The following is a 26674-nucleotide window of genomic DNA, read 5'->3' on the forward strand; positions in this document are numbered from 1 at the left end:
ACACAAGGTTTGCTGGCTTCTCAAATTGATTAACATATAATACATACACAACCAACAACCAACAACCAACAATAACGAGCTTACTTATACACACTTTTCCCAGCATCCTGCACAAATAGCTCTTTCAATGGTACCATGGACTCCTGTGGAACGTAATATTTAAACGGATCTTGAGCAATCACACCCAACAACTGCTTGCGTGCAGGCGATGCATTTTCCAACAACCGGTCAGATGCGGTGCGGTAATCAATAGGTCTCATCCAAATCGGACTGTACCCCAGAAATAATTGTCTGCGTGTAAACTCAGAGCGGTTAGGCGCTCCGGCGTGCCACAAATTTTGTGGGAAAATAAACACGTCCCCAGGTTTGCCACAGACTTGTACTTCGCCGGCCACTAGACCATTCACGTCCTGACTCCCCGGATGAAACGGCTTATTGTGAGAGCCCGGAATTACTTTGGTATTGCCGCGATCCGGCTGTGACATGTCGCTCAGAATATAGCACGTTTTAATATAATACGTAGAAGTGATGCCATTTTGTTGCGGGAACTGCGGATGCGGTCCGTCTTGGTGCCAGTTAATGAAGCTGTGTGACTCGGTTTTCACATCGTTCGGATTCGGTTTCCGAATGGTTAAATGTGAAATATGTAATTGAATGTTAAAGCCGAGCAAATTGACCATGAGCGGGAGCAGAGATGGTTCATCGATCAGCGCAGCGATTTCGTCATCACGCTCTACGCTGTTATAAATATTATAGGCTAAGGATGCTGGTTCCTCGGCAACAATCCTGTCAATGGCGGCATTCAACCGATTGACTTTATCTTCCGATAAAATACCAGGTAAAATCAAATAACCGTCCTCGTTAAATTGTTGGATTAATGCGGGAATATCTAAACTTTGTGTAGTCATAGCGAATCACTCCTCTTTAAAGGTTTATATGCTTACTTTATTCTAAAAATTTACTCGTGTAAATAGTTAATTTAAAAGGAGGAAAGGAAGCACCTTTTCCTTCCTTTCCTCCCACTTTTTCAAGCAGCCTACTGCTGGCTTTTCAATTCAACAACCCTTGATTTTCAATCCGAACATCAAAATGGGCATGAATCTTCGCAACTGGATACGCATGATTCCAGTCAATCGTCTTCCAAAGCTTAGGGTGATGCGCTTTAATTCGAAGCCCAATCCCCAGCGCATCGCAATGAGCTTCTTGAAGCTTCTGAATGGTTTCTTCCGCGCGCTTCGTTAAAATGGCTTCCAACTGGGTTGTCATCTCCTCGATATCCGATTGTTGTAACCGCGTACCCGATGGATTGTCGATTAACTCGCAATTCACTTTGGTGTATAGATCGGCTTGAAAGGTTCCCTCAGTCTGGAGTTTAATCGTATGCTTCGATGTGTTGTAGGAGAATGTCACAAAGCTGTTCTTGGGACCAACTTGTTCCGTCAAAGTGCCGTACGACTTCTTATCTTTGAGTAGAACGAAGGACCTGGCGTGAAGCTCGTCCATGCGGCCTGTCATGCGTTCATTGTGAAAAAGGGCAAGGCCCTCTACTTTTGCTCGTCTACGAACAGTTGATTGCGTTAAGTAGGGCAATACATTATCGATCCCTTGCGCGAACATGATTGGCGCTATTAAATAGGGTGATTCTTGGGGGAGTAAGCCCTCCTCCTCACCGCTTGTGAGCAAATCGTATAAGTATTCGCTGATTAATGAACGGTCCTCAACATCGGTTTGAACAATTTTTTGAGCGGGCTCTTCTGTAACTGCAATATAGACATTGATTGGAAAATGAGCTTCCCGATAAAAAAAATCCAAGCCTTCGTATAGATTTTTCTCCGCAAAGGTTCGATTGACCAACAGGATACGCGTTTCTCGCAAGTCCATATGCTGGGACACAATCTTTTGTAAATATCACCAGCAATGGAAATAACCGCTGAACCGAACTGAGCCTGCAATAAGATGCAGTATAACTGCACAGAACCGATGCGAAGAGCGCCCGTCGTCATTTGGCTTTACTCCTTATCGGCATGCAATAGGGCACACCGAACGGCTCTAGGGCAAAAAAATGAACCAATAAGGCAATCGTGACAAACATAATGCCGTAGAAGCCCAAGAACGTTGCGCCAAAGAGCAGCAATACTTGAACGGCTAACGTTGTTATGCGCATTTGATAGGTGGGAATCATAAAGGAACCAATCATGGATAAAGAGACAATGACAATGAATACATTGGAAACGAACCCGATTTTGACAAGTGATTCACTGATAATAATTCCTCCCGCCACACCGACCATTTGGGCTAATTGCGAGGGCAAGCGAATCGTAGCTTCAGCAATCAATTGAAAAATGAGAATCATGAGAACCGCTTCGATAATCGGTGGATACGGGACGTTCTCCAAGGAACTCTTGATGTTGATCGTCATCTTAGCTGGCAGAATTTCGTGATGAAACGTCGTTGTCGCGATGTACAAGCTGCAAATATATAAGCTCAGAAATAGCCCGATGGCTCTTAAGCCTTGCAGCAGCCAAGATGTCGCAAACCCCATTAATATGGCATCGGCCGATTTTAGAAACGTGTAGAAAGAAGCAGGTACGATTAGACAAGTTGAGCTTTGATCGCAGAATATCGCAATTCGTCCTTGTAACAGCAGACTTGTTGCTATATCGATTCGCTCCGTGCCGAAAACTTGGGGGAAGATCGACTTTTGGGCTGTCAATTGCTTCTGGAGTTTACCAGGATGAACTTCCGTTGTTGATCGAAAAGCAACTAAGCGACGAATCGTTTCTTGCACGATGGGCTCCTCTGCCATGCCATCGACCCAGACGACTGCTACTTTATGCGCCTCTTGTTTACCGACAGAGAGATAGCGTACTTTGAGATTTTTCTCCGTAGCACGAACTCGGATCATATTTAAATTAACATTCAAATGCTCGACGAACCCAGCTCGCTCCCCGACGATGGAAAGTTCATTCGCAGGCTCTTGAATGGTTCGAACATTCGACTGTTCCGCGTTAAACGCAAATAGATGCTCCGCTTTTTCAATCCCGATAAGTCCCTTCCCCTGCAGTAACGCAGTGACGCCATCTTGGGAAGTGCGGATTGCATCTACGTTTGATGAAGTAATCAGCTGCTCTACTTCTAGGTTGTCATAAGCGTGCGAATTCGTTTGAAACCATTGTTTAAAAACGCTCTCTTCCAGCTTAGCTTTATCGCACAGTGTTTCTATATACATTAAGTAAGCCTGAGCACCAGCAAGCTCGAAGGGGCGTATGACCAAATCATCCGTATGAAGTAATTGTGCCTGAATGTGCTCCATCAGCTTATGCATGACCAGACCTCCTTATGGGTATGTAATTGGGATTATACCCATAAAGAGGAAATTTATGTGATACCCAAAAAAGCCTACAGCTTTTTTCGCGCCGCAGACTTTATGATTTTACAATTGTGCTCGTAATTTCTTCTTTATTCTGCCTGCTACTAGTTCCAATACGATGGCAAACGTCAGAATGAGATACGTAATGGCTCCGATTTCCCTCACATCATAATAATAGGAGCTAGCCATAAAGAAATCATACCCGATTCCCCCTGCACCTGCTGCTGCCCCCATGGCTAATGCTACCGAGAAATTAATCTCAAATCGCATAAACGTCCATGAAATCAAATAGGTGATCGACGAAGGCAACACAGCTTGAAACACGATTTGCACCCAATTGGCACCGCTTGCTTTCAACGCTTCAATGACGCCTTTATCTAACTCTTCGAATGATTCCGAATATGTTTTCACGAGATAGCTGACAGAATGGAATGTCATTCCAATAACCGCAGCCACACTGCCCAGTCCCGCAGCAACGGCAAAAATCAACACCCACAGAACCGTTGGTACCGCTCTAATAAAAGCAACAATACCTTTAACTATGACAGAAAGAGTCGGGTTGGAGAGATTGGTGGCAGCCATTAAGCCAAGTACCAAAGCAATAACAGCGCCGAACAACGTTGTCAGAAATGCCAATCCGAGAGTGATAAATAAAAAGGTAACCGCGCTGAGAAACGTAATGTGTTTGAAATGCGGCTGAAAGAACATCGTTTTAAGGGTATGGGCAGTTGAGATAAGCGCATCTAGAAATTGAATTTCCTTATAATCAAATGTTACGAATGCATATAACGTCAATACCACGATTGACGCCAAGGTCAGCCGAATCACCATCTTTTGTTTGTTGAACGGCTTCTTCATTTCCAGTTCTTCCATGCTCATTTACATGATCACCTTCCTGATGTGGGTAGAAACCGTTTCTATCACAAAGATAGCAAGGACAAGAACTAGGACAACTAAAGAGGCAGCGCTGAAATTAAGACTCTTGTAGTACAAGTTGAATAGAAAACCAATCCCCGTACCGGTTAGAATACCAATTAAGGTGGCCTGACGAATGTTCGTTTCCATCATGAATAAGATCCAACTGATCAGTTGGGGAATGCAAGCGGGAATGACAGATTGCGAAATAATAGCAAAATAGCCTGCCCCTGTAGATCTTAATGCTTCTACAGAACTGCTGCTTACTTCGTCAATCGACTCCGTAAAGGCACGGGTCAAAAAGCCGAAGGTGCCAAAGAAAAGTGCGAAGTATCCCGTCAGTACATTTTGACCGAAAGATATTAATAAGATCATCGACCAAGCGGATACATCAATGTTACGAAATACGGTCGCGATCGATCGGCTCACCCAACCGAGCACGCCGCCTACCCCCGTTGTATGGGAGCCCGCGATCGCAAACATCAAGGCAAATAAGGCTGCAACTGCCGTTGCCGCAATAGAAACGAGAATCGTCTCCGAGATGCTGCTGATAATAACAGGAAGCCGCTTTAACGACTTTTCATTCGGATAGAAATTGTTGACTGCCCACTCGGCCGCCTTCGGTATGGAAGTAAATCCTTTGATCACGTCATAGTTCGTTATGAGTATGGCAACGACGGTTATGGCTAATAATAGGGCACAATATAGGAATGTCTTCAAGCGCTTTCTGGCAAAGAAATTATCTTGCATAACTGCCCTCCAGCTCTTCTAGCACTTCCAACTCCTCTTGAAACTCATCAACCTCCGAACCGTAAATTCTCGCTAATTGCTCGCGATTGATTCCTGTCGGCTGACCATCATATACGATGGAACCTTTATTTACGCCAAGTATCCGATCTGAGTATTTCAGGGCTGTATCTACTTGATGCAGATTAACAATAACCGTGATTCCCATCGTGGTAGAAATCGTACGCAGGTGATCCATGATGACCTTCGAGGCATTCGGATCTAACGAAGCAATCGGCTCATCGCAAAGCAGTATTTGGGGATTCTGCACAAGAGCTCTGGCAATCCCAACTCGCTGCTTTTGCCCACCGCTTAATTGATCACATCGTTTATAGATCTGTTCCTCTAGTCCGAGGGTTCTCAAAATGCTGATGGCTTGCAGCCTCTCCTCCTTGGAGTAAAGCCCAAGAACCCCTTCCAAGGTCGACTTATAACCAAGACGCCCGTGCAAAACATTTTCGATCACAGACAGTCTGTTCACTAAATTATAATGCTGGAATACCATGCCCATCTGAGTTCTAAGCCGTTTCAATTCCTTCTTCTTACATGATAAAATATTAACGCCATGAAATAAAATTTCGCCACTAGACGCATCAATCATACGGTTCATACAGCGGAGCAATGTGGATTTACCAGCCCCTGAGGGGCCGATAATCGACACGAACTCGCCTTCTTTCACGGCAAAATTAACATCCGTTAACGCTTTAGTATCCATACCATACTGCTTAGATACCTGCTTGAATTCGAGTAATGTTGTCATAGCTGCTCCCTCAATCGATCGGTTTTGCACGTTGTCATACGTTTAGTTGTAGAGTGTTCGGATAGGGTTGAAGAAGGCGTCATCCACGGAAAGAAACTTTTCTTTGCCCGTCTTTTGCTTGAACATGCCGGGTTCCTTCGAATCTTTGGGAATAAAGATCAGTGGGTTTTTCGTTACCGCATCCGATGTGAGGGCATCCTTTATCTTCTTCGTGTCCTCTGCACTTACCGTACCTGTGTTAATAACGATGGGTTGATTCAGTACCGGTGTCGCTGAGATAACCTCGAACTCTTTACCTACCAATGTATTAAAAGGTTCCGCTGCACCTTGTTTTACTTTGTATACCGCACCCGGCGTGTTGTCCTTCCCTGCGCTCAGTTCGATATAGTTGGCCACGCAAGTATCGCAGAAAGCAGCTACATCCGCTTTACTCGTTAACAAGTTAACCGCTGACCCTTGGTGAGTTCCTCCAAATAGCACATCGCTAAAGAACTTATCTTTGCCGCCTAGAATCAAATCATCCACCGTCAAACTCTTATACTTGTCTTTTTTCGTAAAATAGGTAAGGATTCTGCCTGAAGGAATTTTAAAGCCGGATGTAGAGGAGTTCGATACGAACGAAAACTTTTTACCGGCAATGTTATCTAACGAATAGATACTGCCCACTTTATAGGCATCCCCATCGCCTTTGCGCACACTTAACCAGCTCGTATAGACGGCATCATCCAGTGTTCCTGATTCCCCACTCGGAACGACTAGCGGCTGGACCTTCTTATTCTTGGCATTCGCCTCGACATACGCTTGCGCTCCCGTGTAGATCATGTCTGCACTGCCGCTGGCAATAGCTTCGATTGCGATCGTGTAGTCTGTCGTCGTTTTGTGCTCTACCTTTTTGCCAGTTGCGGCTGCAACAACTTTCCCAATTTCATCCCGTGAAACCTTCATGTCTGCACCGGATTCGTTAGGGAACCAACCGATGGTGATGGTGTCTTTCGTCTTTACCTCTTCGGTTCCACCCTGAGCACTCGTACCGCAACCCGCTGTTACTGCAACCAAAGATAAGGAAAGCATGAGCGTTAACATCTTCACTTTCATAATCAAAAACCTCCCATAAAATGTTTAGTTTAAATTGGCTATTTTATAATAATGAAACCAGCATACGTTCGAGTTCTTCAGGAGATATGACAACGGGATTATTATCCATTCTCCCTTTCGTATAGGAGTAAGACACAACCTCGCGGATACCCTCGACGGTAACACCATAGGTGCTTAGATTGCTTGACAGTCCACATGTGGCATATATACCTCGAATAAGATCATCTACTGCATCTACTTCCGTTGCGCCAAATGCACGCAGCAATTGTTCCGGTTCTACTAAGGCATCGAAATTATGTCGTAACACGGTAGATAATGTTAGACTGGCTGCAATACCATGATCGATACCGTACAGTATCGTAAGGGGGTACGATATCGAATGGCAAGCGGTCGTTTTCGTATTGCTAAATGCCATTCCTGCCATTAGACTTGCTACGGATAATTGCTCTCTCCATGCCAAGTTATCGGGTTGCTCGATTAATAATGGCAGCGTCTGACGAATTCGTTCGATTGCTTGCAGCGCGTAAACTCGGGTAATGGTATTCGTATGAACAGACCAGTACGCTTCCGTTGCATGACACAAGGCATCTAATGCTGTTGCAACACTTAAGCGCAGTGGCATGGTAACCGTCAACTCTGGGAGAATTAAAGCTGCACTAGCATAAAGCCGCTCATCAGAAACTGAATATTTGCTTCCGTTTTCTTCATCCCATACCGTTGCCCAACATGTCACCTCGGAACCGGTCCCCGATGTCGTTGGAATCCCGATCCACGGAGTGAAGTAGGGCTCGCTGCGATACTCCTCACGTGTGATGGCCCCTCGAACTTCGTCGATTGTAGATAGTGTCTTGTGTTGCAGAGCCGAGAGGACTTTAGCAGCATCCATGACACTGCCTCCGCCAATAGCCACAATAAGTTCATACTGAAAGGGCCCAACCTCTTGTCTCAGCTTCACAATATCTGCCACATTGGGATTGTTCAACGTCACTTCAATCAACATTGTTTCCTTCTTGGAGAGTGCGTTCAAGATCGGCTGTAAACAATCAGTCTGCTCAACGCCCCCGCCTCTTGTCAGAATTAATATCCGCTTGATACCTGCATAACGTATCGCAAACAACTCTGCGAATGCTTCCGCCGATTCTCTTCCTAAGAATACGGCTACTGGGTTATAGAAATGGTTCATCTCGTTCCCCGCTCCAAGCCGCTTCGCTCAAGTTCTTCAATGACAAGGGGCAGCTGCGTGATTGAACCAATGATATAATCTGCGCCTGCTTGCTCAAAAGTCACTCTCGTCTGATTCATTCGCTCTGCAAGTTCATCAGGGTGCAAACCTTCAACTTCTGCTTGTGTTAAACCCAGCTCGCTGCTTCCCAGGATGACACCAACCGTCCATACCCCTGCATTCCTGCCTTCTTGAATGTCAGACACCGTATCTCCAACCTTGATAACTGCCTTAGGAGGATAGACGCCAAGCTCCTCTAAGTTCTTGAATATCATATACGGATACGGTCGGCCAGCCTTGACTTCATCCGCTGTAACCAGACGATCTGGCGAATATCCCTTCCGCTTGGCTTCGGGAACGATGACCGCCATCATGCTTGCCGTATAACCAGTTGTCGATCCGATGGCAAGCCCTGCATCACGAAGCTGACTCACAGTCTCTAATGCACCTGGTATTGGATCTGTATATGTTTGCAGCGATTCCATCAATACCTCTTCGAAACGCACATAGAGACGATCAATATCCGCTTTGACGGGTTGCGTACCGTACTTGGTTATCCAGGCTGCTTTTACTCTTTCCATCTGCAAAATGGCGTGAATATGATCCCATTTGAGAAGGCCCATTGGAATTCTTGCTTCACGTTCCGTAATGACGACCCCTGCTTCTTCAAACGTTTGAATAAATGCATGCATAGGCGCGAAGCAACCATAGTCAATCACGGTTCCAGCCCAATCAAAAATAACTGCTTGAATGCGTTCTTTGTTGCTCAACTTGATTCCTCATTTCGTGGTGGCTTTGATATACCCAATTATAGAATGATATAACGCAAACACGCAATGTTTTTTGCTATATTTTACGTATATTTAACAATAGTATGCTGTTATTTGCTGTTTTTAACATTGCGAAAACATAATAAAAACGCAAGCGATAATCAGCCTGCGTTTATTATGGAAACATGATGTTTTTTGTACAAATCAAGAAGTCCACTATCCATATTAGAATCCGTTACGATTGCATCAATCTGGTCTAATCCACAAATGTTCAGATAGGATACCGTTTCGAATTTGCTCGAATCTGCAACGACAATTTTCCGCTTCGCGCCCTTTAGCATCGCATTAATAACTTCCGTTTCCCCCTGCCGGAAATCAGTCAAACCTTTCTCAAGGGAGATGGCATTGATACTAATGAGTGCTAAGTCCGTATTGAAATTCATAATTTCTTCTTCAATCGCCCGCCCATACAAGGAGAACTCCTCATGATTGAGATACCCCCCCGGAATAATGACCGTGAAGCCTTTCTTCTGGGCCAGAATATCCGCGATACGCAAGGAATTAGTGATAATTGTGAGTTTGTCAAAACGAGCAGCTAGTCGCTTGGCAACCTCAATATTCGTCGTACCGGCATTCAGAGAAATCGCTTGGTATTCCTTCACGAGCTCGACCGCATACATGGCCAACTCTTGCTTTCGCTCGTTATGCGTGACCTTGCGTTTGAAAAATGCTTGATTCGTAGCAATCTCTTCCCTCTTGGAAACAGCACCACCATGCACACGCTGCAGCTTGTCCTCTTGTTCCAATCGTTCCAGATCCCTACGAACGGTATCCAAGGAAACTTGCAGCAGTGACTTCAATTCCACGACGGTAACTTGCCCCTTGGACTCTAACTCTAATTGGATTAATCGATGCCTTTCTGGTGCAAGCATGTCGCATCTCCTCCGTGTTCTTGCGTTATTTTGCGTTGTATGTATCTATATCCTAGCAAAAATGATGGTTCACGTAAATGTGGCAATCCATAACGGGGCTAATTCCAAGGGAGTCGATACATCAAGGTGAACAAAATAACTGGATTTTCTCCATCTAAATCAGAGGATATCTAACCCTTTAGGGAGTTTAACTGGATTTCCTCCATCTATTTTCGGTCGAAGAGTTACATTTGGCTAAAATGGCCAGAAATAACGGGAGGAAATCCAGTTATTCTGCGAATTACCGCGATTATGCTTGAATTAGCTGCATAAAATCCATTTATTCGCTGGGGCCTCGGCCTCCCAGCGCAGCGGCCGTCGCGTTCACGAAAAAAGACGACTCCCCAATGATCGGGTAGTCGTCTTTTTCACATTTTAAGGAGAGGCAATGAGCGTAATTTGTACCGTATCGCTAGTTTCTTTCCCTAGCACTGTAGCGTTTAACGATAGCTGGTCGCCTATGCGATAAGCTTTATAATCCCAGATGAAAGAATAAGTGCCATCCATAGCAGCAACTATTGTTTGTAGGAAACCTCTAGTATCGTTCTTCAATGTAAGAATAGCTCCTGGTTCTGCATGTCCATTAAAGGATTGTGATTCTATGATGTAATCATTAAAGGTTGGAACTTCCGTATGACCATTAGTTGCTTGAACAACAAATGGAATAGGATCACTGCTTATCTTGCCATATTCTCGCGCTTTTAACTGAACAATATCCCCTGCTTTCAAAATGGGATAGGACTGGAGAAGTTGGTATGTCGAGAAATTACCATCCGAACCAACACCATAGTGCCCAAAGCTGGAACCATTTTTATCCATTAGGCTTATAGAAGTAAAACTTGATTCTGAACTTACTGAACCTTGCAGCATAAAACCGTTCGTATAAACAACCCCAGTAACAGTCGGAACCGCCGTTTTAGGTGCCGCTGCTAACGTCACATAGATCGGATCACTCGTTGCATTTCCGATGGTTGTAGCGGTAATTTTCACTTGATCCCCTGCGTGTAGATAACCCTCAGAAAACATAGAGAAGCTGAAAGAACCGTCATAAGTAGCAGTAGTCCACGAACTAAAACCATTGGCCACAACTTGGAACCTTACGATAGCCCTTGGATCAGCCCAACCGGAAAATACAGCCTCTGTTGCTGGCTCCGTAACGGTAGGAGATGCCGTTTGCCCATTAGTTGCTTGAACGTGAAGGGTAACAGGATCACTTTCCTTCATCCCGTAAGCCTTAGCTGTTACTAGCAGTTCTTCGCCAGCAGTAAGGCTGGTATGTGAATTTTCAAACAAGCTTTCTACCCAGAAGTTTCCATCTTGTCCTACACTCCAAGAATTCACATAAGTACCATCTTGCTTCTTCAAATAGACAGTAGTCCAGATGTGCTTCGTCCCAGGTACTGCGCTTCCGCTAATACGAATGAAATTCGTATAAACATCGCCTGTAACCGTCGGGGTTTCGGTTTGCTTGGCTGCGCCTACTGTCACTTTAATCGGCTCGCTAGTTTCCTGGCCAATGACAGTCGCTGTAATACTTAGACGGTCGCCAATCTGAAACGCATTGGTTGCATCTGAGTAGACAATAAAGAATTCATCTTCATTATATGATGAAGCTCTTAATTCTCTACCGCTGGATTCGGATCTTATGATGACACTTGCACCATATTCTGCCCAACCGCTAATGACCGTCTCATTAACGACCTCTGTCATGACAGAGGCTGTGCGTCCTTGCGTAGGTTTTACAATTAAAACAACAGGGTCGCTAGCATGTTTACCATATGCTCTTGCAGTTAGAAGGAGTTCTTCCCCAGCAACAAGTGTAATATTCGAAGAATTAGGATAAATCTCCGATTTGAAACTAAATGTCCCCTCTTGATTTACACCCAATCTGGCTATATAGGTGCCATCCTTCTTCGTCAGAAGGATATCAGTGTTGAAGTTATTATCTTCAGGCTCTAAACTCAATTCCCCGGCAATCATGAAACCATTTGTGTACACATTACCCGTTACAGTCGGAGTTGCTGTCTTCGGACCTGCCTGTACAGTAACAATGGTCGGTTCACTAATTGCTTTACCTAATGCCGTTGCTGTAATGCTGAATGAAGTACCCGCTTTGAAATACGCAGGATTGTATTCAAAAGATCCATCGCTGTTAGCATAAATATATGATGTGTTGTCAAAGACACCGCCCGAAATACTGAGGAGCGAATCCGGTTCTGCATTGCCATGCATCACGTAAGAGGAGTCATAGACCTCTCCTGTCACGGTCGGCTTCATGGTTTGCCCTTCTATGGCCTGAACAATGAACGGGACCGGATCACTCTCTTGTTGTCCGTATGCCTGCGCGGTAAGCAGAACCTGCTCACCAGCCACAAGCGGAATCGGATAGTAGTAGTTCGTTTTCAAGAGATATGTGCCATCTTCATTCACATTGTTTTGAGTGATGAACGTGCCGTCCTGCTTATATAGAACAACCTTACTCCAGCCATAAAATTCACCTGGGTCCGCCAATCCGCTTAACTTATAGCCATTCGTATATACGGCCCCTGTCACTGCAGGCTTGGCAGTCTTCAACGACTCATGCACAAGGACAAAGGCAGGTTCACTTGTCGCTTTTCCATGCGTGGTAGCTGTGACCTTGATCTGTTCACCAACATGTCGATCATTTCCCCGCAAGTAAAGGCTGTAGGAGCCATCGTCATAAGCTCTTATTGTATCGACCTTTCCTTCGCCAAAAGAAACGGTTACATACGATCCTGGCTCTGCATAACCGATGATCAGACTGTTTGCTTCGTAAACAACGTTAGTAATTGTAGGCATTAGAGTCTGACCTTCAGTAGGTTGTACAACAAGAGTTACGGGATCACTGCTGCTTTTACCATAAGCTCGTGCAGTAAGCAACACTTCTTCCCCTACGGAAAGATCATCAACGTTACTTATAATTTCAAATGAACTGTTAGGCATCACTTCGCTTTTAGCTATAATCGTACCGTCTAGCTTAGATAAGATGACGATATTCCACTGATCTTTCGCTGAAGGCTCCGAAGTACCACGAAGCTTGATGCTGTTGGGATACACATTGCCATCGTACGTCGGCGTGGCCGTTTTTTCGGACATCCCGCCATCTGAAATATCCACCGTAACGGTTGCATTCCTCAGTAAACCGCCATAGACGAGCGAGATCGTGGCATTTCCTCTACCTACAGGAGTAATTTCTCCTGCTTTACTTACTCTTGCCACGTTTACATTACTGCTTACATAGTTAGCCTCTTTTGTCACTATTCTTGAAGAGCCATCTGAATACTTGGCTGTGACATTCAATTGTCCGATTTCTTTGTATGAGTGAAAGACAAAATGATCTGGATCAACTGTCAATGTTTCCAAGACAGATCCAAGCTGCGCCACAACAGTGATCACAAATTCGGTTTTTTCAGTAGCCATATTTCTAGACAAGTTCGCTGTTAGAACAATGGTTTCATTCGCTGATCCAATCGCAGGGCGAGTGACCTTGCCAACGTCGCTCACAACAGCCGGACTAGAGGACTTCCAGCTGATACTCACACCTCTGTTTGTATCCGACTCAAGCAATCCTATATGTTGCGTGACTGCGATATGCGAATCCTTGCCCGCGTATTGAATCTGTAAGTCATGAACAGCCGCTTCGACTGCTAATTTGTCGATCTTTTGCTTCACTTCTGTCAGCGTTGTTGTATAACCAGTAATCTCCTCTGGCCTTACGCCAAGTAAAATGGCATTGTCAGCGACGATTTCGGCCGCTTGAATTTTCTCATCGACTTCTATGGAAAAAGCGCTGAATGCGCCTATCGCTGCAATGGCGGATACAGCTTTATTTTTCAAAGAATCTGTTAGGGAAGGAGCTACTTCGACTACAACGCCTGGCTTCGCTGTAAGCTTGATCGCCCCGATCGTATCTGCATCACCTTGCAAGTTAACATTACCGTCCAGTTGGATCGCCGATATGCGGCCTCCTGCGTTCGACAGATCCAAGGTAGAACCTTGCGCTGCTTCTGATACTGTGAGAGACGTTATGTTGCCTGTGCCAGTAAGTGATATTTCCGATTTAGCTGTAACATTCACATGCTGCAGCGTTGTTCCTTCTGTCGCAATAATGGTTGCCTTAGCTCCCACATTCAATGTGGTGACCGATGTCGCTCCACCGCCTTGAGGAGGGGCAATCTTGATTTGCGTGCCTTCTCCATCAACCTGAATGTCCCCTTTTAGGGTTCCCCGCAGCTCAACGACTTGTCCGCTTGCCGCAGAGCCAATCTTGATCATGCCCAGACTACCTGCTGTAGACTCAATGATGACCTTGGATTGTACATCCAGATCCGACACATCTGAGCCGGAAAGCGTTTCAATCCGTACAGGAGTGGTTTGGTTAGGAGCGGCTACTCGCAAAGTCTTGATAATCGTATTTTTCAACTTAATGGAGTTCGAACTGCCTGATGTGACTATGATGTTGCTTGCCTCTACGTTTTGCAGCAGGATTTCCCCATTCGCACCGGGATTCAGTGTTAATGTACCTGTAACAATCGTCTTAGGCTTATCGTCAGCGGGACCAATCGTTCCTGGAGACGTAACGGTCAATGAGTCATAAGTGCCACCACTGTTAATCTTGTCCAGATCGCTCTTTGCTGCTGGGGCTGCACCCCCGCCACCGCCACCGCCTCCACCAAAGAATGACGAAGTTCCCTTCACCGTTTTCCCCGTGTCCTTACCTTTATAGCTAAGACGATACGTGGTGCCTGATGTTTGATCTTTGGTAGTAAGAACGACAACAGTTGGGCTGCCTGCTTTGATAGATGCTTGAGTAACGGGCAAATCCGGATCAAACGTAAAATCCTCTGCATGCACGTTTGTTGCTTCCTTAGCGAAAGTTACCTCCATACTCGTGCTGCTGACCGACTCAATGGATGTGATCTCCGTCTCGTCGATATGCGTGAGTTCTTGAGCCTTATGCATGTAGACGGATTTATTCGTTTTAAATTCAAAGGCTAACCTTGCCAAAGCTTGTCTTTGTGCCACCACTTTTGGACTGAATGTCAAAGACCCGTCATTATCTTCGATTCCGTTAATAAAACCGATCTGGAAAGCGAGTGACACCGCAGGCTGTGCCCAGCTCGATACTTCTTCGAAGTCCGATAGTTGGGTAGGTGCATGTACGGATAGCGCGGATTTCTCAAGTCCCATCGCTCGGATGAAGAATAGAACGAGTTCCTCACGCGTCACATTCGCATTGGGAGAGAACGATGTTGCCGATGTTCCTTGTGTGATCCCGCTCTTCACTAAAGCGCCGACATAGCCTGAATACCAACTGCTGCCTGCGACATCAGTAAACCTCGAAGCTTGATCAGCCTGTTCCTGTAGACCCAGGGATAAGACAAGGATCTTCGCCAGTTCTGCTCGCGTCATTGCCTTCTCAGGCTGGAAGGATCCATCCTCGTACCCGCTGATCACTTGATCGTCGACCAGGCTTTGAATTTCTTTTTGTGCGTAAGAATTTGCTGTATCCTTGAATCCGGTACCCGTTTCAGCACCCATTGCTGCAGTTGGTACCAGGATGCTAATGAAAAGCAAACACACGAGGATCGCACTAATCTTGTTGCGTGTTCCTTGAAAAAACATGGTTTTCCCCCTACTATTTAATTCTCAAAGAGCAGCTTTACTCAAATCTACGAATGTAGAAATCACGACTTTCGATAGATTGAAAAAGCAGATATAGGCATTATACACTAGACCCACTTACAAAATATATCATTTTCGTAAATTTTAACTTACAATATGACAATCATTTGCAGAGGTAGGGATATCATCTCGGCAGCTCGCTTCATAGCGCACAAAGCCAGCAAACATAACGTTTGCCGGCTTCTCTTACCCTATCAGAATTTATATATTTGTTGGCAAAATTGCAGATGAGCATCCTTTTTAACGGAATTCATAGTCAACATGTTAAATACGTGCAAAAAGGCATCCTTTGGGGCCGAAAATGCCTAAGTAGAGCTGAAAACGCAGAAATTGATGCCTTTTCGCATCAATTTCGCCTAAAAGCAACTATTTTATAGGAAATAGTTGCACTTCTGCACTTTTGCACTTCTCAACCCACAGAAGGTCGCTAATGTTCGCACGAACAAGCAAGATATACATTGAGGCAGTTTAATCTCAATCTACACTACACAACTTCAATAACAAGATTCCCAGCAAACATGCCTTCAGCGAACGCTGATAACACAACACGCCCCTCCGCACCAGTTAACCGGATAACCGTACTAATGCAGCCTCGGTACATATGCATCCAAGTATTGTCATATGTCTCACTGGAGCACAGATCACCATTGTCAACGCCAACAATTTCCGCGGGTCCGGTTGCGGCAAAAGTGACTTTGGCACTTTCACGAAATACAGGCGTCCCATCCTGATCTACGGCTCGAACTGTGAGTAACTGCTGATAACCTTCCTTGGCTTCCAGACGGATCTCCTCGGTATCAAAGGCAAGTCTCACAGCTGGGCCGGCTGTCTTTAACTGATATAGACACGTCTCTTCCCCATTGATGAATCCTCTCACCGTGATGGTTCCTGGGAAATAAGGAAGATAACCTGTGATCATTCTATTGGGATACGCAGATGGCTTCTGCACATGGATCTGTTTCCCGTTCAACTCCAGGGTCACTTCCTCACAATTCGAAGCAATCATATATGGAATGACGGTTTTGTTGAATTGGGGGAAATTCCAATGACTCGCATACCGAGGCGCATCCCAGTGTTCCTTCGCCCCTTCATCTTGTAACGAATAATCCATCACCGCCAAATAGACCATCGGTTTCTCCGACCAGTAACTTTCATATAAGTACGAAAGCGGCTTGCGCTCATTGTTCGTCGAGAATAAGGAGCCCGCCCAACCTTTTGCTGGATATCCCATGGACTCGCCCAAGTAATCAATACCTGTCCATAGCATGCCACCAATGACATAATCATGTTTCTCGACGTCCATCCAAGGCACTTCGTCGCTAAAGTTTTGCATCTGATCCGGGTGCCCTCTAAAGAATTGGTAAGTCTCCGAACCTAGAATTAATTTATCCGGCATCGCCTCATGAATGGCAGGATACCACTGCTCCTGATAATTGCAACTTAGTATATCGACATGCTCTGCAATCCTTCGGATGCGCTCGATTCGCTCGTCATTATTATAAATTTCCGTATCGCTGACTTCATCTACAAATTGTTGAATGTCCTTGACCTGAGATAAGTCAACCTCACTGTCATATTTAAAATGCGGGTTCATCGCATAGGAGACAGGTCTCGTATCATCAAGCGTAAGCAGATGTTCTTTCAGCATTTTCAGAATACTGATCATGGATGCCTGCCCTTGATTTTCTACCTCGTTCCCAACGCCCCATATGAAAATGCAGGGATGGTTCCGGTCTCTTTTTACCATCGCTTCTAAATCATGCTGCCATTCCGTCTCAAAATATCTGCGATAGGAACCTCCCGTCCACTTATCGAACGGCTCTTCATAGACAAGCAGTCCCAATTCATCACAGATGTCCAGAATTTCAGTGGCTGGCATGTGGTGGGCTGTACGAATCGCATTGCATCCCATCGCTTTGAATTGAACTAACCGCTCTCTCCAAATTTCCGAAGGAACGGCAACTCCGAGACAGCTGGCGTCTTGGTGAATACATAAGCCCTTAATCTTAATCCCTTCACCATTGATAAACATCCCTTTACCGGCCTTCATCTCGATTTCTCGAACGCCAATCCGCAATGCATAGGTATCCAGGACACGCTCCCCCTCATAGAGAGACAATTCCACATGATACAAATGCGGGTGATTCGGACTCCATAATGCCACCTGAGGAATCTCAATATGGATCATCCCGTTATCCGATTCGCCGGTCATACGCACACTTACATCCGAAATACACGCTTTAACCAAGGAGGTGCTCCCTGTTGCAATGCTAACAATGCCCGTCTTGCCTTGGATGCTCGTTTTCACCTGAATGTCTTCCGGTTTCAGATGATTCCTGTTCAATTGGAGCAGCTTCACCGTTCTATAAATACCTGCCCCCGAATACCAGCGGTCCGCCGGGGTAGCCGTGTTGTCCACTTTGACCAGGATAAGATTATCCCCTTCATGCAGATAGCCCGTGATATCCAGCGTAAACCTGGAATAGCCATATTTTTGCCCGCCAGCATCAATTCCGTTGACCCATACCGTACTATTCTCATAAACGCCATCAAACTGCAGTTGATACACATGGCCTTCCTTCTTCTCTTTCAAACTAATTTGTCTTCTATACCAACCAATTCCCCATCGGTCTCTGAATCCTTGCGCATGTCCCTCTGTCATGGTTCGATTGATCGGCGCGTGGATGGCCCAGTCATGAGGTAAATGTACGGGCTTAAAGTTGTGATCATGCGGCTCCAATAATGTAAATTCCCAACCTGTCATTAAATCTGTTTCTATGCGTGTCATGCTCATCTCATCCTTTCAGTCCTGTGGTGCTAATGCCGTCGACAATATAGCGTTGGAAAATAAAAAATACGATAACAGGCGGAAGCAACGATAAACTAGCCATCGCGAACATCGCAGACCAATCGGTTTGTGAACTCGGGTCAGCAAACATTCGCAGCGCTACACTGACCGTATACATGTTCGGCTTTCCAAGATAAATCATCGCTTCATAGAACTTATCCCAGGTCCAGTAGAATTCAAAGATCGCCGACGTAACAAGTGCCGGTACTATCAAGGGAATAATAATTTTGAGATAAATGCCAAACCGATTACAGCCGTCCATCTTCGCCGACTCATCGAGTTCATACGGAATGGTCCGGATAAACTGCATGATAAGGAAAATAAAGAACGCACTGCCAAAAAACGCGGGGACAACTAACGGAAGAATCGTATTGATCCAATGCATTTTATAAAAAATAATATATTGCGGGATTAGAATAATTTGCGACGGCAGCAGCATGGTCACCATCACGGTAGCAAACCAGAACCCTTTGAACCGAAATTTGATCCGCGCGAAACCGTAAGCAATCAACGAGCAAGATAATAGAGCGCCTAAGGTCGAGAGCAAGACGATAACGATGGTATTGGTAAAAAAGGTGGCAAAAGTTATCCCCGCGAATCCTTTCCAACCACGTGTATAGTTAGAGAAGTTCCAGACTTGCGGCAGCAACGAATGCGATTCAGCAAACACTCTAGCGCTTTCTTTGAACGAACTCGCAATCATCCAAATAACGGGATACAACGAGAGCACAGCAATGAGAACGCATAGAATCTGGAAACTTAGCTTAGGCAGTAACGATTTCCAAGTTGATGTCATTTCACTCACCCTTTGATTCATAATGAACCCATGAATTTGATGTTTTGAATACGATGGCCGTCAGAATCGCCACAATGACCAGCAGAATACAGGATAGAGCAGAGGCATAACCCATTTCAAATAATTCAAACCCTCTTCGGTATACATACAGCTGGTAGAACAACGTTTTATCCAGTGGGCCTCCGCCCGTAATGATCAAACCTTGGGTAAACGTCATGAAACCGCCGATAATTTGCATAATGAGATTAAAAAAGAGAACTGGACTTAGGAGTGGTAACGTGATCCGAAGGAACCTCTGCCAACCGTTCGCACCATCAACGACCGCAGCCTCATAGTACGAAGCAGGAATGTTCTTGAGGCCAGCTAGAAAAATAACCATAGGCGATCCAAATTGCCACATGCTGAGCAGGATAATGGAACCTAACGCGGTACTCGGGTCGCCTACCCAAGAAATATCAGGCGTCTTGCCGAACAGATATCCAATCAGTGAGTTGACGGCCCCCTCTCTAGAGAACAACAGTCTCCACATGACGGCTACCGCAACGCTTCCCCCGATAATCGAAGGAATATAGAAGACGGTACGATAAACGCCGATTAAGCGACGTTTGGTATTAAGCAGCATGGCAATCGCGAGTGCTACGATCAGACGAGCGGGAATCGCAATTAGTACGTAAATGAAGGTCACTTTTAGAGATTGGATGAATTTGGGGTCATGCGTTAATATTTCAATATAATTGTCTAATCCCAACCATTTTGGAGAAGATAACAAATCATATCTCGTAAATGAAAAGTAAATTAAACAAAGCAGTGGAACTAAGGTAAATGCTAAAAATCCGATAATCCACGGCATAATAAACAGATACCCTGCCTTATTTTCAAAATCTGAACGTGCTATAGTTTTACTCACTTCCCGTCACCTCTTCCGCGACTTACTTGTCAGCTATTTATTGCTCGTTATTCAAAAGGCAGCCGTATAGGCTGCCTTAACCAACTGCACAACAACTTATTTCTTATTCTTATCCAAAATTTTAATGGATTCACTCTTCAGCGTCGCATAGGCTTGCTCAGGTGTAGTTTTGCTGTATAGGATCTGCTGTTCCAAATCCAACATAAGCTTCTCGATTTCCGTTGATCCAGCTGGAGGCTGAGGGTCCATCGGTGAGCTTGCTTTGGCAACCTGATCGATATAAGCAGCCGTTACCTTTTGCGCTGGCGTAAAGCCATCTTTGATACCGTCCCTAACTTTGCCCGCTACCGGCATACCTCTCTCCGCATTCAGCACTTTATTCGCATTTACATTGTTAACGAAGTACGAGATGAACTTAGCCGCTTCTTCTTTATTCGTAGAGTTTACTGGTATGGAAAAGTGGTTGCCTGGACGCAAATCCATCGCTTTGGCCCCGTTAGGTCCTGGAAGCGGAATCAGCTTTAACTCCTTGCCAGCCGCTTTGGAGATACTCTCAAACTGATTGGTATAAATTATATTGACCGCTGCTTTCTTCTTGGCGAGATTGGACTCTTCTGGTGATTTGATCGAAAGGATGACATCAATTGGAGGAATCAAGCCGTCTTTGCTCCAATTCTTTTTCATCGTATAGAAGTCTACGAAGGTCTTTTCATCGAAACCGATTCCTGTTTTATCTGCGTATTGAACCTGTCCCATCTGCCTAGCATAATAAGGGAACATGAAGTTTTCGCCAAGCAGATCGTCAGCGCCGTACGCGCCTGTAACCGCCTTCAACTTGACCAAGTCTTTCCCGAGATCTTCCCATGTGGCATAACCGTTCTCCGGAATCGTCAATCCTGCTTTTTGATACGCTTCTGGATCTACAACCATCGCCTTGGCATTAACGCCAAGAGGGATGCCATACAGCTTTCCTCCAAGCTTACCGCTAGACAAGGCACTCTCACTGATATCACTGACATCGAGAAGCTTCTTCGCCACCAAATCATCGAGAGGTGCAATTAAATTTTTATCCATGAACTGCTGCGTGTCGGCCGATCCTACATAGTATTGCAGAACATCGGGCATATTGTTCGTCGCTGCTTGCAGCGTAACCTTCTGCCAATAACCGTCAAACCCTTGGAATTCAGGTTGGAATGACACATTTGGATGATCTTTCTTGTACATGTCTAACACTTTATTGGTAGCATCGTGTCTAGGCTGAGAGCCCCACCACAACACCCGCAACGTGCTAGCTTTCGCGCTTTCCGTTTGGCTTGGAGCACTTGATGTCGCTGCTGTTGTTGCTGCTGTACCCCCATCTTTCGTTCCGCTGGAACAACCCGCTAGTGCCATAGTAACCGCCAAACTTGCCACGATTGGTGTCATCGCTTTATATGTTTTCATCTCAAAAACCCTCCTGTCATATACATTCCTGTGGGAAACTATGTGATCGATAACCAATGGCTATTTTCGGGCCCTGAGAATACCATTTGTCTTGCTTTCATCGTACCTCTACGGGGCTTTCGGGACAATGTAATAACTCGATGACCTCTATGCAAAAACTCTACTTCTTCCCCTCGCCCTTATAAGGGTTTCCGCAAGCCTTCTTCCCAATTCCGTTTGTACTCAGATGGCGTGAACCCTGTATATTTCTTAAACACCTTGCTAAAGTAGGGCGTGTCTTCCCTGAAGCCTGTTAACCTAGATATTTCATACACCCTCAAGTCTCCCGCTCGTTCAATTAAACGGATTGCCTGATCCATTCTGCGTTCCAGCACATATTGCGAGAATTTAACGCCGGTTTCTTTGGAAAATAATCGCCCCAAATAATCCACGTTCATATATAGCAGTTCTTTCCCAATCCACGTTAGGGATAACTCCGGGTTTCCGAGGTGTTCATCAACAATCTGAATGACAGACGCTATCATTTTATTCTGACTACTGGAGGACTCTTGATAGTTGGTTTTCGCCACTTCTATGGAAATCGAACGAAGGAACTCAAATGTCGCATGCAGCGTATCCAATTCTTGAAATGTAACGACCTGAAACATCTTTTCGGAGGACGGTGGAAGCTGTCCCTGACGAATGACAATCATGTACAATTCCATACAGTGTGATTTAACCTCATTAATCTCCATGCGGTGTTCCTCAAAGACGTCCAAGAGAGACTGCAAGCGATGCGTAACATCGTTTACGTCTCCAGCCTTTACAGAAGAGGCGATAGCTTCAAAGGACGCATTAAAGTCGACCTGCCAAGCGGCCTTCGATGTCACCTGGACATCGTCACGCGTAAGCATACATCCCTCTGTAAAATAAAATCGATAACGGAGCACGTCATGTACCTCTTTGTACATACTGCGAATATCCGTGAAACCGCCAGCTCCGCTGACACCCATAAATAACTCTAATCGGTAATACGACTTATAAATATCTCGGACTTCATTTAATATCGTCGCCATATCCTCAAATGCCATCGCTTGAATCAGAAGAAGTACACTGTCTTCAACAACCGTGCTTAAATAGAGCTTCTCCGAAGTAAATAAATCTTCCGCAATGTTTTTTAAAGCGAACTTCTCCAGATAGCCACAGCTCTCGCCAAACTGAACAAGCACAAGTTGAAATGACTGCGCCTGGATATGGAACATGGCCATGAACTCTTCGAAATCACGTTGATTGTACGTACCCGTTAAGGCAATATCACGAAGGAACTGTTCTTTGACCTGGGGGAGCACCCGAGTAAAATTATTGTTCAGCTTGGTAAAGAACTCACGTTCCCTGTTTGCATTGGCAATTTCCAGTTTAATTTCGCTCAAAACGTCAATGATTTGAAGCTCATTACAAGGCTTAAGCAAATAATGTTTGATTCCGTAACGCATCGCTTCGCTCATATAGTCATACTCGTCATAGCCAGAAAGCACGACAAATACAGTATCGCTTCTCCGTTCCTTAATCTTTCCGATGAGCTCAAGACCATTCATGACAGGCATCTTAATATCCGTGATCACGATGTCTGGCATCTCTTTGTCCACCCATTCCAAGGCTTCGAATCCGTTCTTGGCAGCTCCGATCAACTGCAATCCGTGTTCCTCCCATTGGACCAAAGTTGCTATGCTGTCTCTAGATAACTTCTCGTCATCCACTAATAGAACCTTATACATCTGACACACTCTCCTTTGGCAGCTTAATCGTAACTGTAGTGCCCATTCCTACCGTACTATCAAAATGAAGTCCCGCTGATTCACCGAACATGAGACGCAAGCGCTCGTGAATATTTTTGAGTCCAATCCCTGTGCCCTTGGAGGGGATTTCGAATTTCCTTAGTTGTTCGAGGGCGATCTCATCCATCCCCGGTCCGTTATCCGTGATGGATATGTCGATCCCTTCCTCCCCTTCCACGGCAGCAATCGTGATCGTGCAGTCTCCCAGCATATTTTCCAAGCCGTGCTTAATCGCATTCTCGACAATCGGTTGGATGGACATTTTGGGAATTCGATACCCATTGAATTTCTCGTCGATATCCAGAAGGAAGTGCAGCTCGCTCTCGAATCTCACCTTTTGAATACTCATATAATCTTGAATCAGTCCAATTTCCTCACCAAGGGTAATCACTTGCACATTATTGCTAATGGCGTTCCGCAACAGTCTGCTCAGCGCTTCAACCATCCTGGATATGGCCGCTTGACCGCTTGTCCTTGCCATCCAATTAATCGAAGTCAGTGTGTTGTACAAAAAGTGCGGGTTAATTTGTGCTTGTAAAGCCATGTACTCCGTATCTTTCAACAACATTTGCCGCGTGTAGTTCTCTTCGATTAATGTATCGATTCTTCGTATCATAATAAAAAACCGTTTTTGTAAATAACCGACTTCATCAGATCGATCCGTGTCCGGGGAATTGGTGACAATCCATTCGAAATCGCCTTTCTCTGCATACCTCATCTGCTGCGTCAATCGCTCGATCGGCTTCGTAATGCCTCTAGCAAAGCCATAACTAATGGCAATAACGGTTATGAACAATAGAAATACGACCACGAGTAGGGCAAACCGCAAATCATTTTTCTTCTTAAAAATGTCATTGTACGAGAGGATACTGAAATAGGTCCATCCCGTTTCCTTCGAGGTCGTGTAGGCGATAAACGAGCTTAATCCACCTACTTTTTGTATGGTATACCCTTGTTTGGCGTCCATCATAGCCACGCTTGGCTGAAATCCTTCATCGGATGTATAAACGGGTTGGTCACCTTTCCAGATATACAGGTATCCGCTATCTTTGGTGAGGGTTTGATGTTGATGCACGACAGAGTCGATATTCACTTGAAAAATAAGTGTACCCAGCGGCTCCAACAAATCTGAGCCTGTCGAACGAATCTCTCTTGCGGCTAGCAAATAAGGATGCGCGGCATCAGGATCTACCCACACGTTACCGCCCTTGCCTTGCCTCGCTTTGATGAGAACCTCTTCCATCTTGCTCTCTTCTGGGATTTGTGCACTTTGACCAACCATCAGACTGTAGCCGGAGTTATTCATAAAGTGGATAGATGAAATATGTTTTTCGGTCAGCATATAGACAAAAATTTTGTTTTTGAAATCCGTTAACGTCTGTGCCCGATCGTATTCATTCGTCATTTCCTTTACTTTAGAAAGCTGTTCTTGTATACGCGAATCCGTCGCAATCGTTAACGACAACTTTTCAATATTTCGAACTTCGTTCTCAATGTCGCCAATCGAATTATTGATGGTTTGGGCAGATTGCGCATATAGCATTTCGTCATATGCATGGAAAATATACTGCAAGCAAGACATAACAACTAGGCAAAAAAATATGATTAACAGCATCATAACGACCATCAGCTTATGTTTAATCTTCATATCCCGGAAGGATATACGGCGAAATCGGTCCGTCATCAAGGTGCCCACTCCTTCAATGAATAATAAAAAGAGACACTGACCGCATCATCGTCAGTATCTCTTCTTAGGTTATCTTATTATGCCTACCCTGCCCATACAAAAATTCGTGTTCGTTAGGCACTAATCAGACTAGTTTCAGCACTACGCACTGAGCGCACCTTGTTTCGAAGAACGAACACCTCGGAATTTGATGAAACTAGTAATCCGCCAAGTTGCGATGTAGCCGAAGGTCACTAAGTTGCACATAAAACTAAGCGTACTTGGATCGACTGCATGTATCGTCGCAACCGCAAGGAAACGCAGGGCAAAGATCACGATCATCAGTACAAAAACCGTTTTGTTACGCTTAATAAACGTGTCGCCATTGTCTCGCACTTCAAAGTTAGTCGTCACAATGAGCGGAATCGAAACAACGACGCCGATCAACAAAGCAATGATGACTTGCCCCTCGCGGATATGCAGAGATGGATCGAACAATTGCGTAAGCGAAGTAGAAATGAATAAGATAGGCAACAGTAGGGTTACTCCTGATTTCTTGAGTGGTTTACGCATGCCACTTAATTGTCCGCGCAGGATGAAAAAGAAAATTAAAGCCGAAATCATCATCGATATTGTTGAATTCATAGAAATGAACACTCCCTTAAAGGATTTTGTAGTCTTATTATCTCCTTTAATGGCGTGCTTCCAGAAGTGAATCAGGTCATCTATTCGAGGTGACAATTGTCACCTTCGTAATTAACAATTCTTCTGGTAACAACGTACATAATCAATGCTGAACTCGCTGGGGTATACTGGCGTTACCTTTGAAGCATTATCGTGTGGAGGAATTTCATAAATGTTAAGCATTAATTGCATTGGATATCGTGGTGATTGACGAGATGTATAGATCAATTCGTTATCGATATAGAAATCTACGCCCTGTTCCGTCCAATCGACAGCGTAAAGATGAAACTGCGTAGGGTCGAGTTGAAATTCCTTCTCAAAAAATTCATCACGGATCTCCGTATCACCAAACGGATGAAGGCCAAATCCAAGCGTACATGTATCGGAACCCACATTCCATCCCTTCAATTCAAAAGGGCATATTTCGGCTGATTTATGGAGCTGATCCTCGAAACCGATCATCCAAAATGCGCAAACGTTATTGGGGTTTCTGATTCCCTTTGCCCGTATTTCAAAATAGCCATACTGCGGCGTAAACAGTCTTTCAAGCGTTTGCTCTTCTCGAACAAGACAGTTACTTGAGAACTTGTGTTGACCATATGGACTGCCAACCGGCCCTGAATATACCCCCGTCTGGAGATTGCTTACCTTCACATCACCATTGAACTCTTGACTCCACGGCAGTTGATCCTCCGTTATCTGTAAGACGAGAAGGCTATTTTCAATTCTGTACATTGCTTTTGAGTTTGCCCGACTGCTCCATTGAGGTAAATAGTAAGGAAGCCAATTTGCGAGGTTTAAGTCATCGTCCTCAAAATCATCTTGGAATACGATTGTATATCCCGATTTTTCAATCTCATTCCTTGGGAAATCGCCAGTTGACATTAACTCATCCTCCACTTTTTTTTGGGAACATACGTT

The 26674-nt window shown here is 44.9% G+C and carries 19 protein-coding genes; all 19 read right to left on the reverse strand.

The features are described from left to right. Nucleotides 1-80 precede the first annotated feature (80 nt). Entirely contained in the window at nucleotides 81-908 is an 828-nt protein-coding gene (locus AC58PV_RS13140) for a phytanoyl-CoA dioxygenase family protein (RefSeq protein WP_497432683.1), read from the reverse strand. Nucleotides 909-1050: 142 nt separating this feature from the next. Next, complete coding sequence (locus tag AC58PV_RS13145; RefSeq protein WP_497432684.1) at nucleotides 1051-1893, reverse strand: Ger(x)C family spore germination protein; 843 nt, start codon at nucleotides 1891-1893, stop codon at nucleotides 1051-1053. 106 nt (nucleotides 1894-1999) lie between these two features. Next, the gene (locus AC58PV_RS13150; protein ID WP_497432685.1) at nucleotides 2000-3325 is read right to left on the reverse strand and encodes a spore germination protein; all 1326 of its coding nucleotides are present in this window, start codon (nucleotides 3323-3325) and stop codon (nucleotides 2000-2002) included. 108 nt (nucleotides 3326-3433) lie between these two features. Next, nucleotides 3434-4249, reverse strand: a complete 816-nt coding sequence (locus AC58PV_RS13155; RefSeq protein WP_497432686.1) for a PhnE/PtxC family ABC transporter permease — start codon at nucleotides 4247-4249, stop codon at nucleotides 3434-3436. Beyond that, nucleotides 4250-5035: a PhnE/PtxC family ABC transporter permease gene (locus AC58PV_RS13160; protein WP_497432687.1), complete on the reverse strand. Its 786-nt coding sequence runs from the start codon at nucleotides 5033-5035 to the stop codon at nucleotides 4250-4252. Next, a complete protein-coding gene (gene phnC / locus AC58PV_RS13165; RefSeq protein WP_497432688.1) occupies nucleotides 5025-5831 on the reverse strand; it encodes a phosphonate ABC transporter ATP-binding protein in 807 nt (268 codons plus the stop codon). Before phnC ends, AC58PV_RS13160 begins: the two co-directional genes overlap by 11 nt. Nucleotides 5832-5873: 42 nt before the next feature. Beyond that, entirely contained in the window at nucleotides 5874-6926 is a 1053-nt protein-coding gene (locus AC58PV_RS13170) for a phosphate/phosphite/phosphonate ABC transporter substrate-binding protein (RefSeq protein ID WP_497432689.1), read from the reverse strand. Nucleotides 6927-6969: 43 nt separating this feature from the next. Beyond that, the gene (locus tag AC58PV_RS13175; RefSeq protein ID WP_497432690.1) at nucleotides 6970-8109 is read right to left on the reverse strand and encodes a phosphonoacetaldehyde reductase; all 1140 of its coding nucleotides are present in this window, start codon (nucleotides 8107-8109) and stop codon (nucleotides 6970-6972) included. Then, on the reverse strand, nucleotides 8106-8918 hold the full coding sequence (gene phnX, locus AC58PV_RS13180) for a phosphonoacetaldehyde hydrolase (RefSeq protein ID WP_497432691.1): 813 nt from the start codon (nucleotides 8916-8918) through the stop codon (nucleotides 8106-8108). The genes AC58PV_RS13175 and phnX overlap by 4 nt, the downstream gene beginning before the upstream one ends. A 161-nt stretch (nucleotides 8919-9079) precedes the next feature. Further along, on the reverse strand, nucleotides 9080-9850 hold the full coding sequence (locus AC58PV_RS13185) for a DeoR/GlpR family DNA-binding transcription regulator (protein WP_497432692.1): 771 nt from the start codon (nucleotides 9848-9850) through the stop codon (nucleotides 9080-9082). A gap of 414 nt (nucleotides 9851-10264) precedes the next feature. Continuing rightward, nucleotides 10265-15535, reverse strand: coding sequence for an S-layer homology domain-containing protein (locus AC58PV_RS13190; RefSeq protein ID WP_497432693.1), 5271 nt, complete (start codon nucleotides 15533-15535; stop codon nucleotides 10265-10267). A 544-nt stretch (nucleotides 15536-16079) separates the two neighbouring features. Beyond that, nucleotides 16080-18383: a glycoside hydrolase family 2 TIM barrel-domain containing protein gene (locus AC58PV_RS13195; RefSeq protein WP_497432694.1), complete on the reverse strand. Its 2304-nt coding sequence runs from the start codon at nucleotides 18381-18383 to the stop codon at nucleotides 16080-16082. A 7-nt stretch (nucleotides 18384-18390) separates the two neighbouring features. Continuing rightward, nucleotides 18391-19239, reverse strand: a complete 849-nt coding sequence (locus AC58PV_RS13200; protein ID WP_497432695.1) for a carbohydrate ABC transporter permease — start codon at nucleotides 19237-19239, stop codon at nucleotides 18391-18393. A gap of 1 nt (nucleotide 19240) precedes the next feature. Further along, nucleotides 19241-20089, reverse strand: coding sequence for a carbohydrate ABC transporter permease (locus AC58PV_RS13205; RefSeq protein ID WP_497432806.1), 849 nt, complete (start codon nucleotides 20087-20089; stop codon nucleotides 19241-19243). Between the two features lie 153 nt (nucleotides 20090-20242). After that, nucleotides 20243-21589: an ABC transporter substrate-binding protein gene (locus AC58PV_RS13210; RefSeq protein ID WP_497432696.1), complete on the reverse strand. Its 1347-nt coding sequence runs from the start codon at nucleotides 21587-21589 to the stop codon at nucleotides 20243-20245. A 179-nt stretch (nucleotides 21590-21768) separates the two neighbouring features. Further along, nucleotides 21769-23343 (reverse strand): response regulator transcription factor, encoded by a 1575-nt coding sequence (locus AC58PV_RS13215; RefSeq protein ID WP_497432697.1) that lies wholly within the window; start codon nucleotides 23341-23343, stop codon nucleotides 21769-21771. Further along, a complete protein-coding gene (locus AC58PV_RS13220) occupies nucleotides 23336-25087 on the reverse strand; it encodes a cache domain-containing sensor histidine kinase (RefSeq protein WP_497432698.1) in 1752 nt (583 codons plus the stop codon). Before AC58PV_RS13220 ends, AC58PV_RS13215 begins: the two co-directional genes overlap by 8 nt. Nucleotides 25088-25231: 144 nt before the next feature. Beyond that, nucleotides 25232-25714, reverse strand: coding sequence for a CcdC protein domain-containing protein (locus AC58PV_RS13225; protein WP_497432699.1), 483 nt, complete (start codon nucleotides 25712-25714; stop codon nucleotides 25232-25234). A 111-nt stretch (nucleotides 25715-25825) separates the two neighbouring features. After that, nucleotides 25826-26638 (reverse strand): glycoside hydrolase family 16 protein, encoded by an 813-nt coding sequence (locus tag AC58PV_RS13230; RefSeq protein ID WP_497432700.1) that lies wholly within the window; start codon nucleotides 26636-26638, stop codon nucleotides 25826-25828. Nucleotides 26639-26674 lie beyond the last annotated feature (36 nt).

The sequence above is a fragment of the Paenibacillus sp. J22FR83 genome, from assembly GCF_059691955.1.

Coding starts and splice junctions, on each gene's coding strand:
- AC58PV_RS13160 (WP_497432687.1), bottom strand. CDS start 5,035: ATGCAAGATAATTTCTTTGCCAGAAAGCGCTTGAAGACATTCCTATAT.
- AC58PV_RS13210 (WP_497432696.1), bottom strand. CDS start 21,589: ATGAAAACATATAAAGCGATGACACCAATCGTGGCAAGTTTGGCGGTT.
- AC58PV_RS13225 (WP_497432699.1), bottom strand. CDS start 25,714: ATGAATTCAACAATATCGATGATGATTTCGGCTTTAATTTTCTTTTTC.
- AC58PV_RS13170 (WP_497432689.1), bottom strand. CDS start 6,926: ATGAAAGTGAAGATGTTAACGCTCATGCTTTCCTTATCTTTGGTTGCA.
- AC58PV_RS13185 (WP_497432692.1), bottom strand. CDS start 9,850: ATGCTTGCACCAGAAAGGCATCGATTAATCCAATTAGAGTTAGAGTCC.
- AC58PV_RS13150 (WP_497432685.1), bottom strand. CDS start 3,325: ATGCATAAGCTGATGGAGCACATTCAGGCACAATTACTTCATACGGAT.
- AC58PV_RS13215 (WP_497432697.1), bottom strand. CDS start 23,343: ATGTATAAGGTTCTATTAGTGGATGACGAGAAGTTATCTAGAGACAGC.
- AC58PV_RS13195 (WP_497432694.1), bottom strand. CDS start 18,383: ATGACACGCATAGAAACAGATTTAATGACAGGTTGGGAATTTACATTA.
- AC58PV_RS13140 (WP_497432683.1), bottom strand. CDS start 908: ATGACTACACAAAGTTTAGATATTCCCGCATTAATCCAACAATTTAAC.
- AC58PV_RS13175 (WP_497432690.1), bottom strand. CDS start 8,109: ATGAACCATTTCTATAACCCAGTAGCCGTATTCTTAGGAAGAGAATCG.
- AC58PV_RS13155 (WP_497432686.1), bottom strand. CDS start 4,249: ATGAGCATGGAAGAACTGGAAATGAAGAAGCCGTTCAACAAACAAAAG.
- AC58PV_RS13200 (WP_497432695.1), bottom strand. CDS start 19,239: ATGACATCAACTTGGAAATCGTTACTGCCTAAGCTAAGTTTCCAGATT.
- AC58PV_RS13205 (WP_497432806.1), bottom strand. CDS start 20,089: ATGCCGTGGATTATCGGATTTTTAGCATTTACCTTAGTTCCACTGCTT.
- AC58PV_RS13190 (WP_497432693.1), bottom strand. CDS start 15,535: ATGTTTTTTCAAGGAACACGCAACAAGATTAGTGCGATCCTCGTGTGT.
- AC58PV_RS13220 (WP_497432698.1), bottom strand. CDS start 25,087: ATGACGGACCGATTTCGCCGTATATCCTTCCGGGATATGAAGATTAAA.
- phnC (WP_497432688.1), bottom strand. CDS start 5,831: ATGACAACATTACTCGAATTCAAGCAGGTATCTAAGCAGTATGGTATG.
- AC58PV_RS13230 (WP_497432700.1), bottom strand. CDS start 26,638: ATGTCAACTGGCGATTTCCCAAGGAATGAGATTGAAAAATCGGGATAT.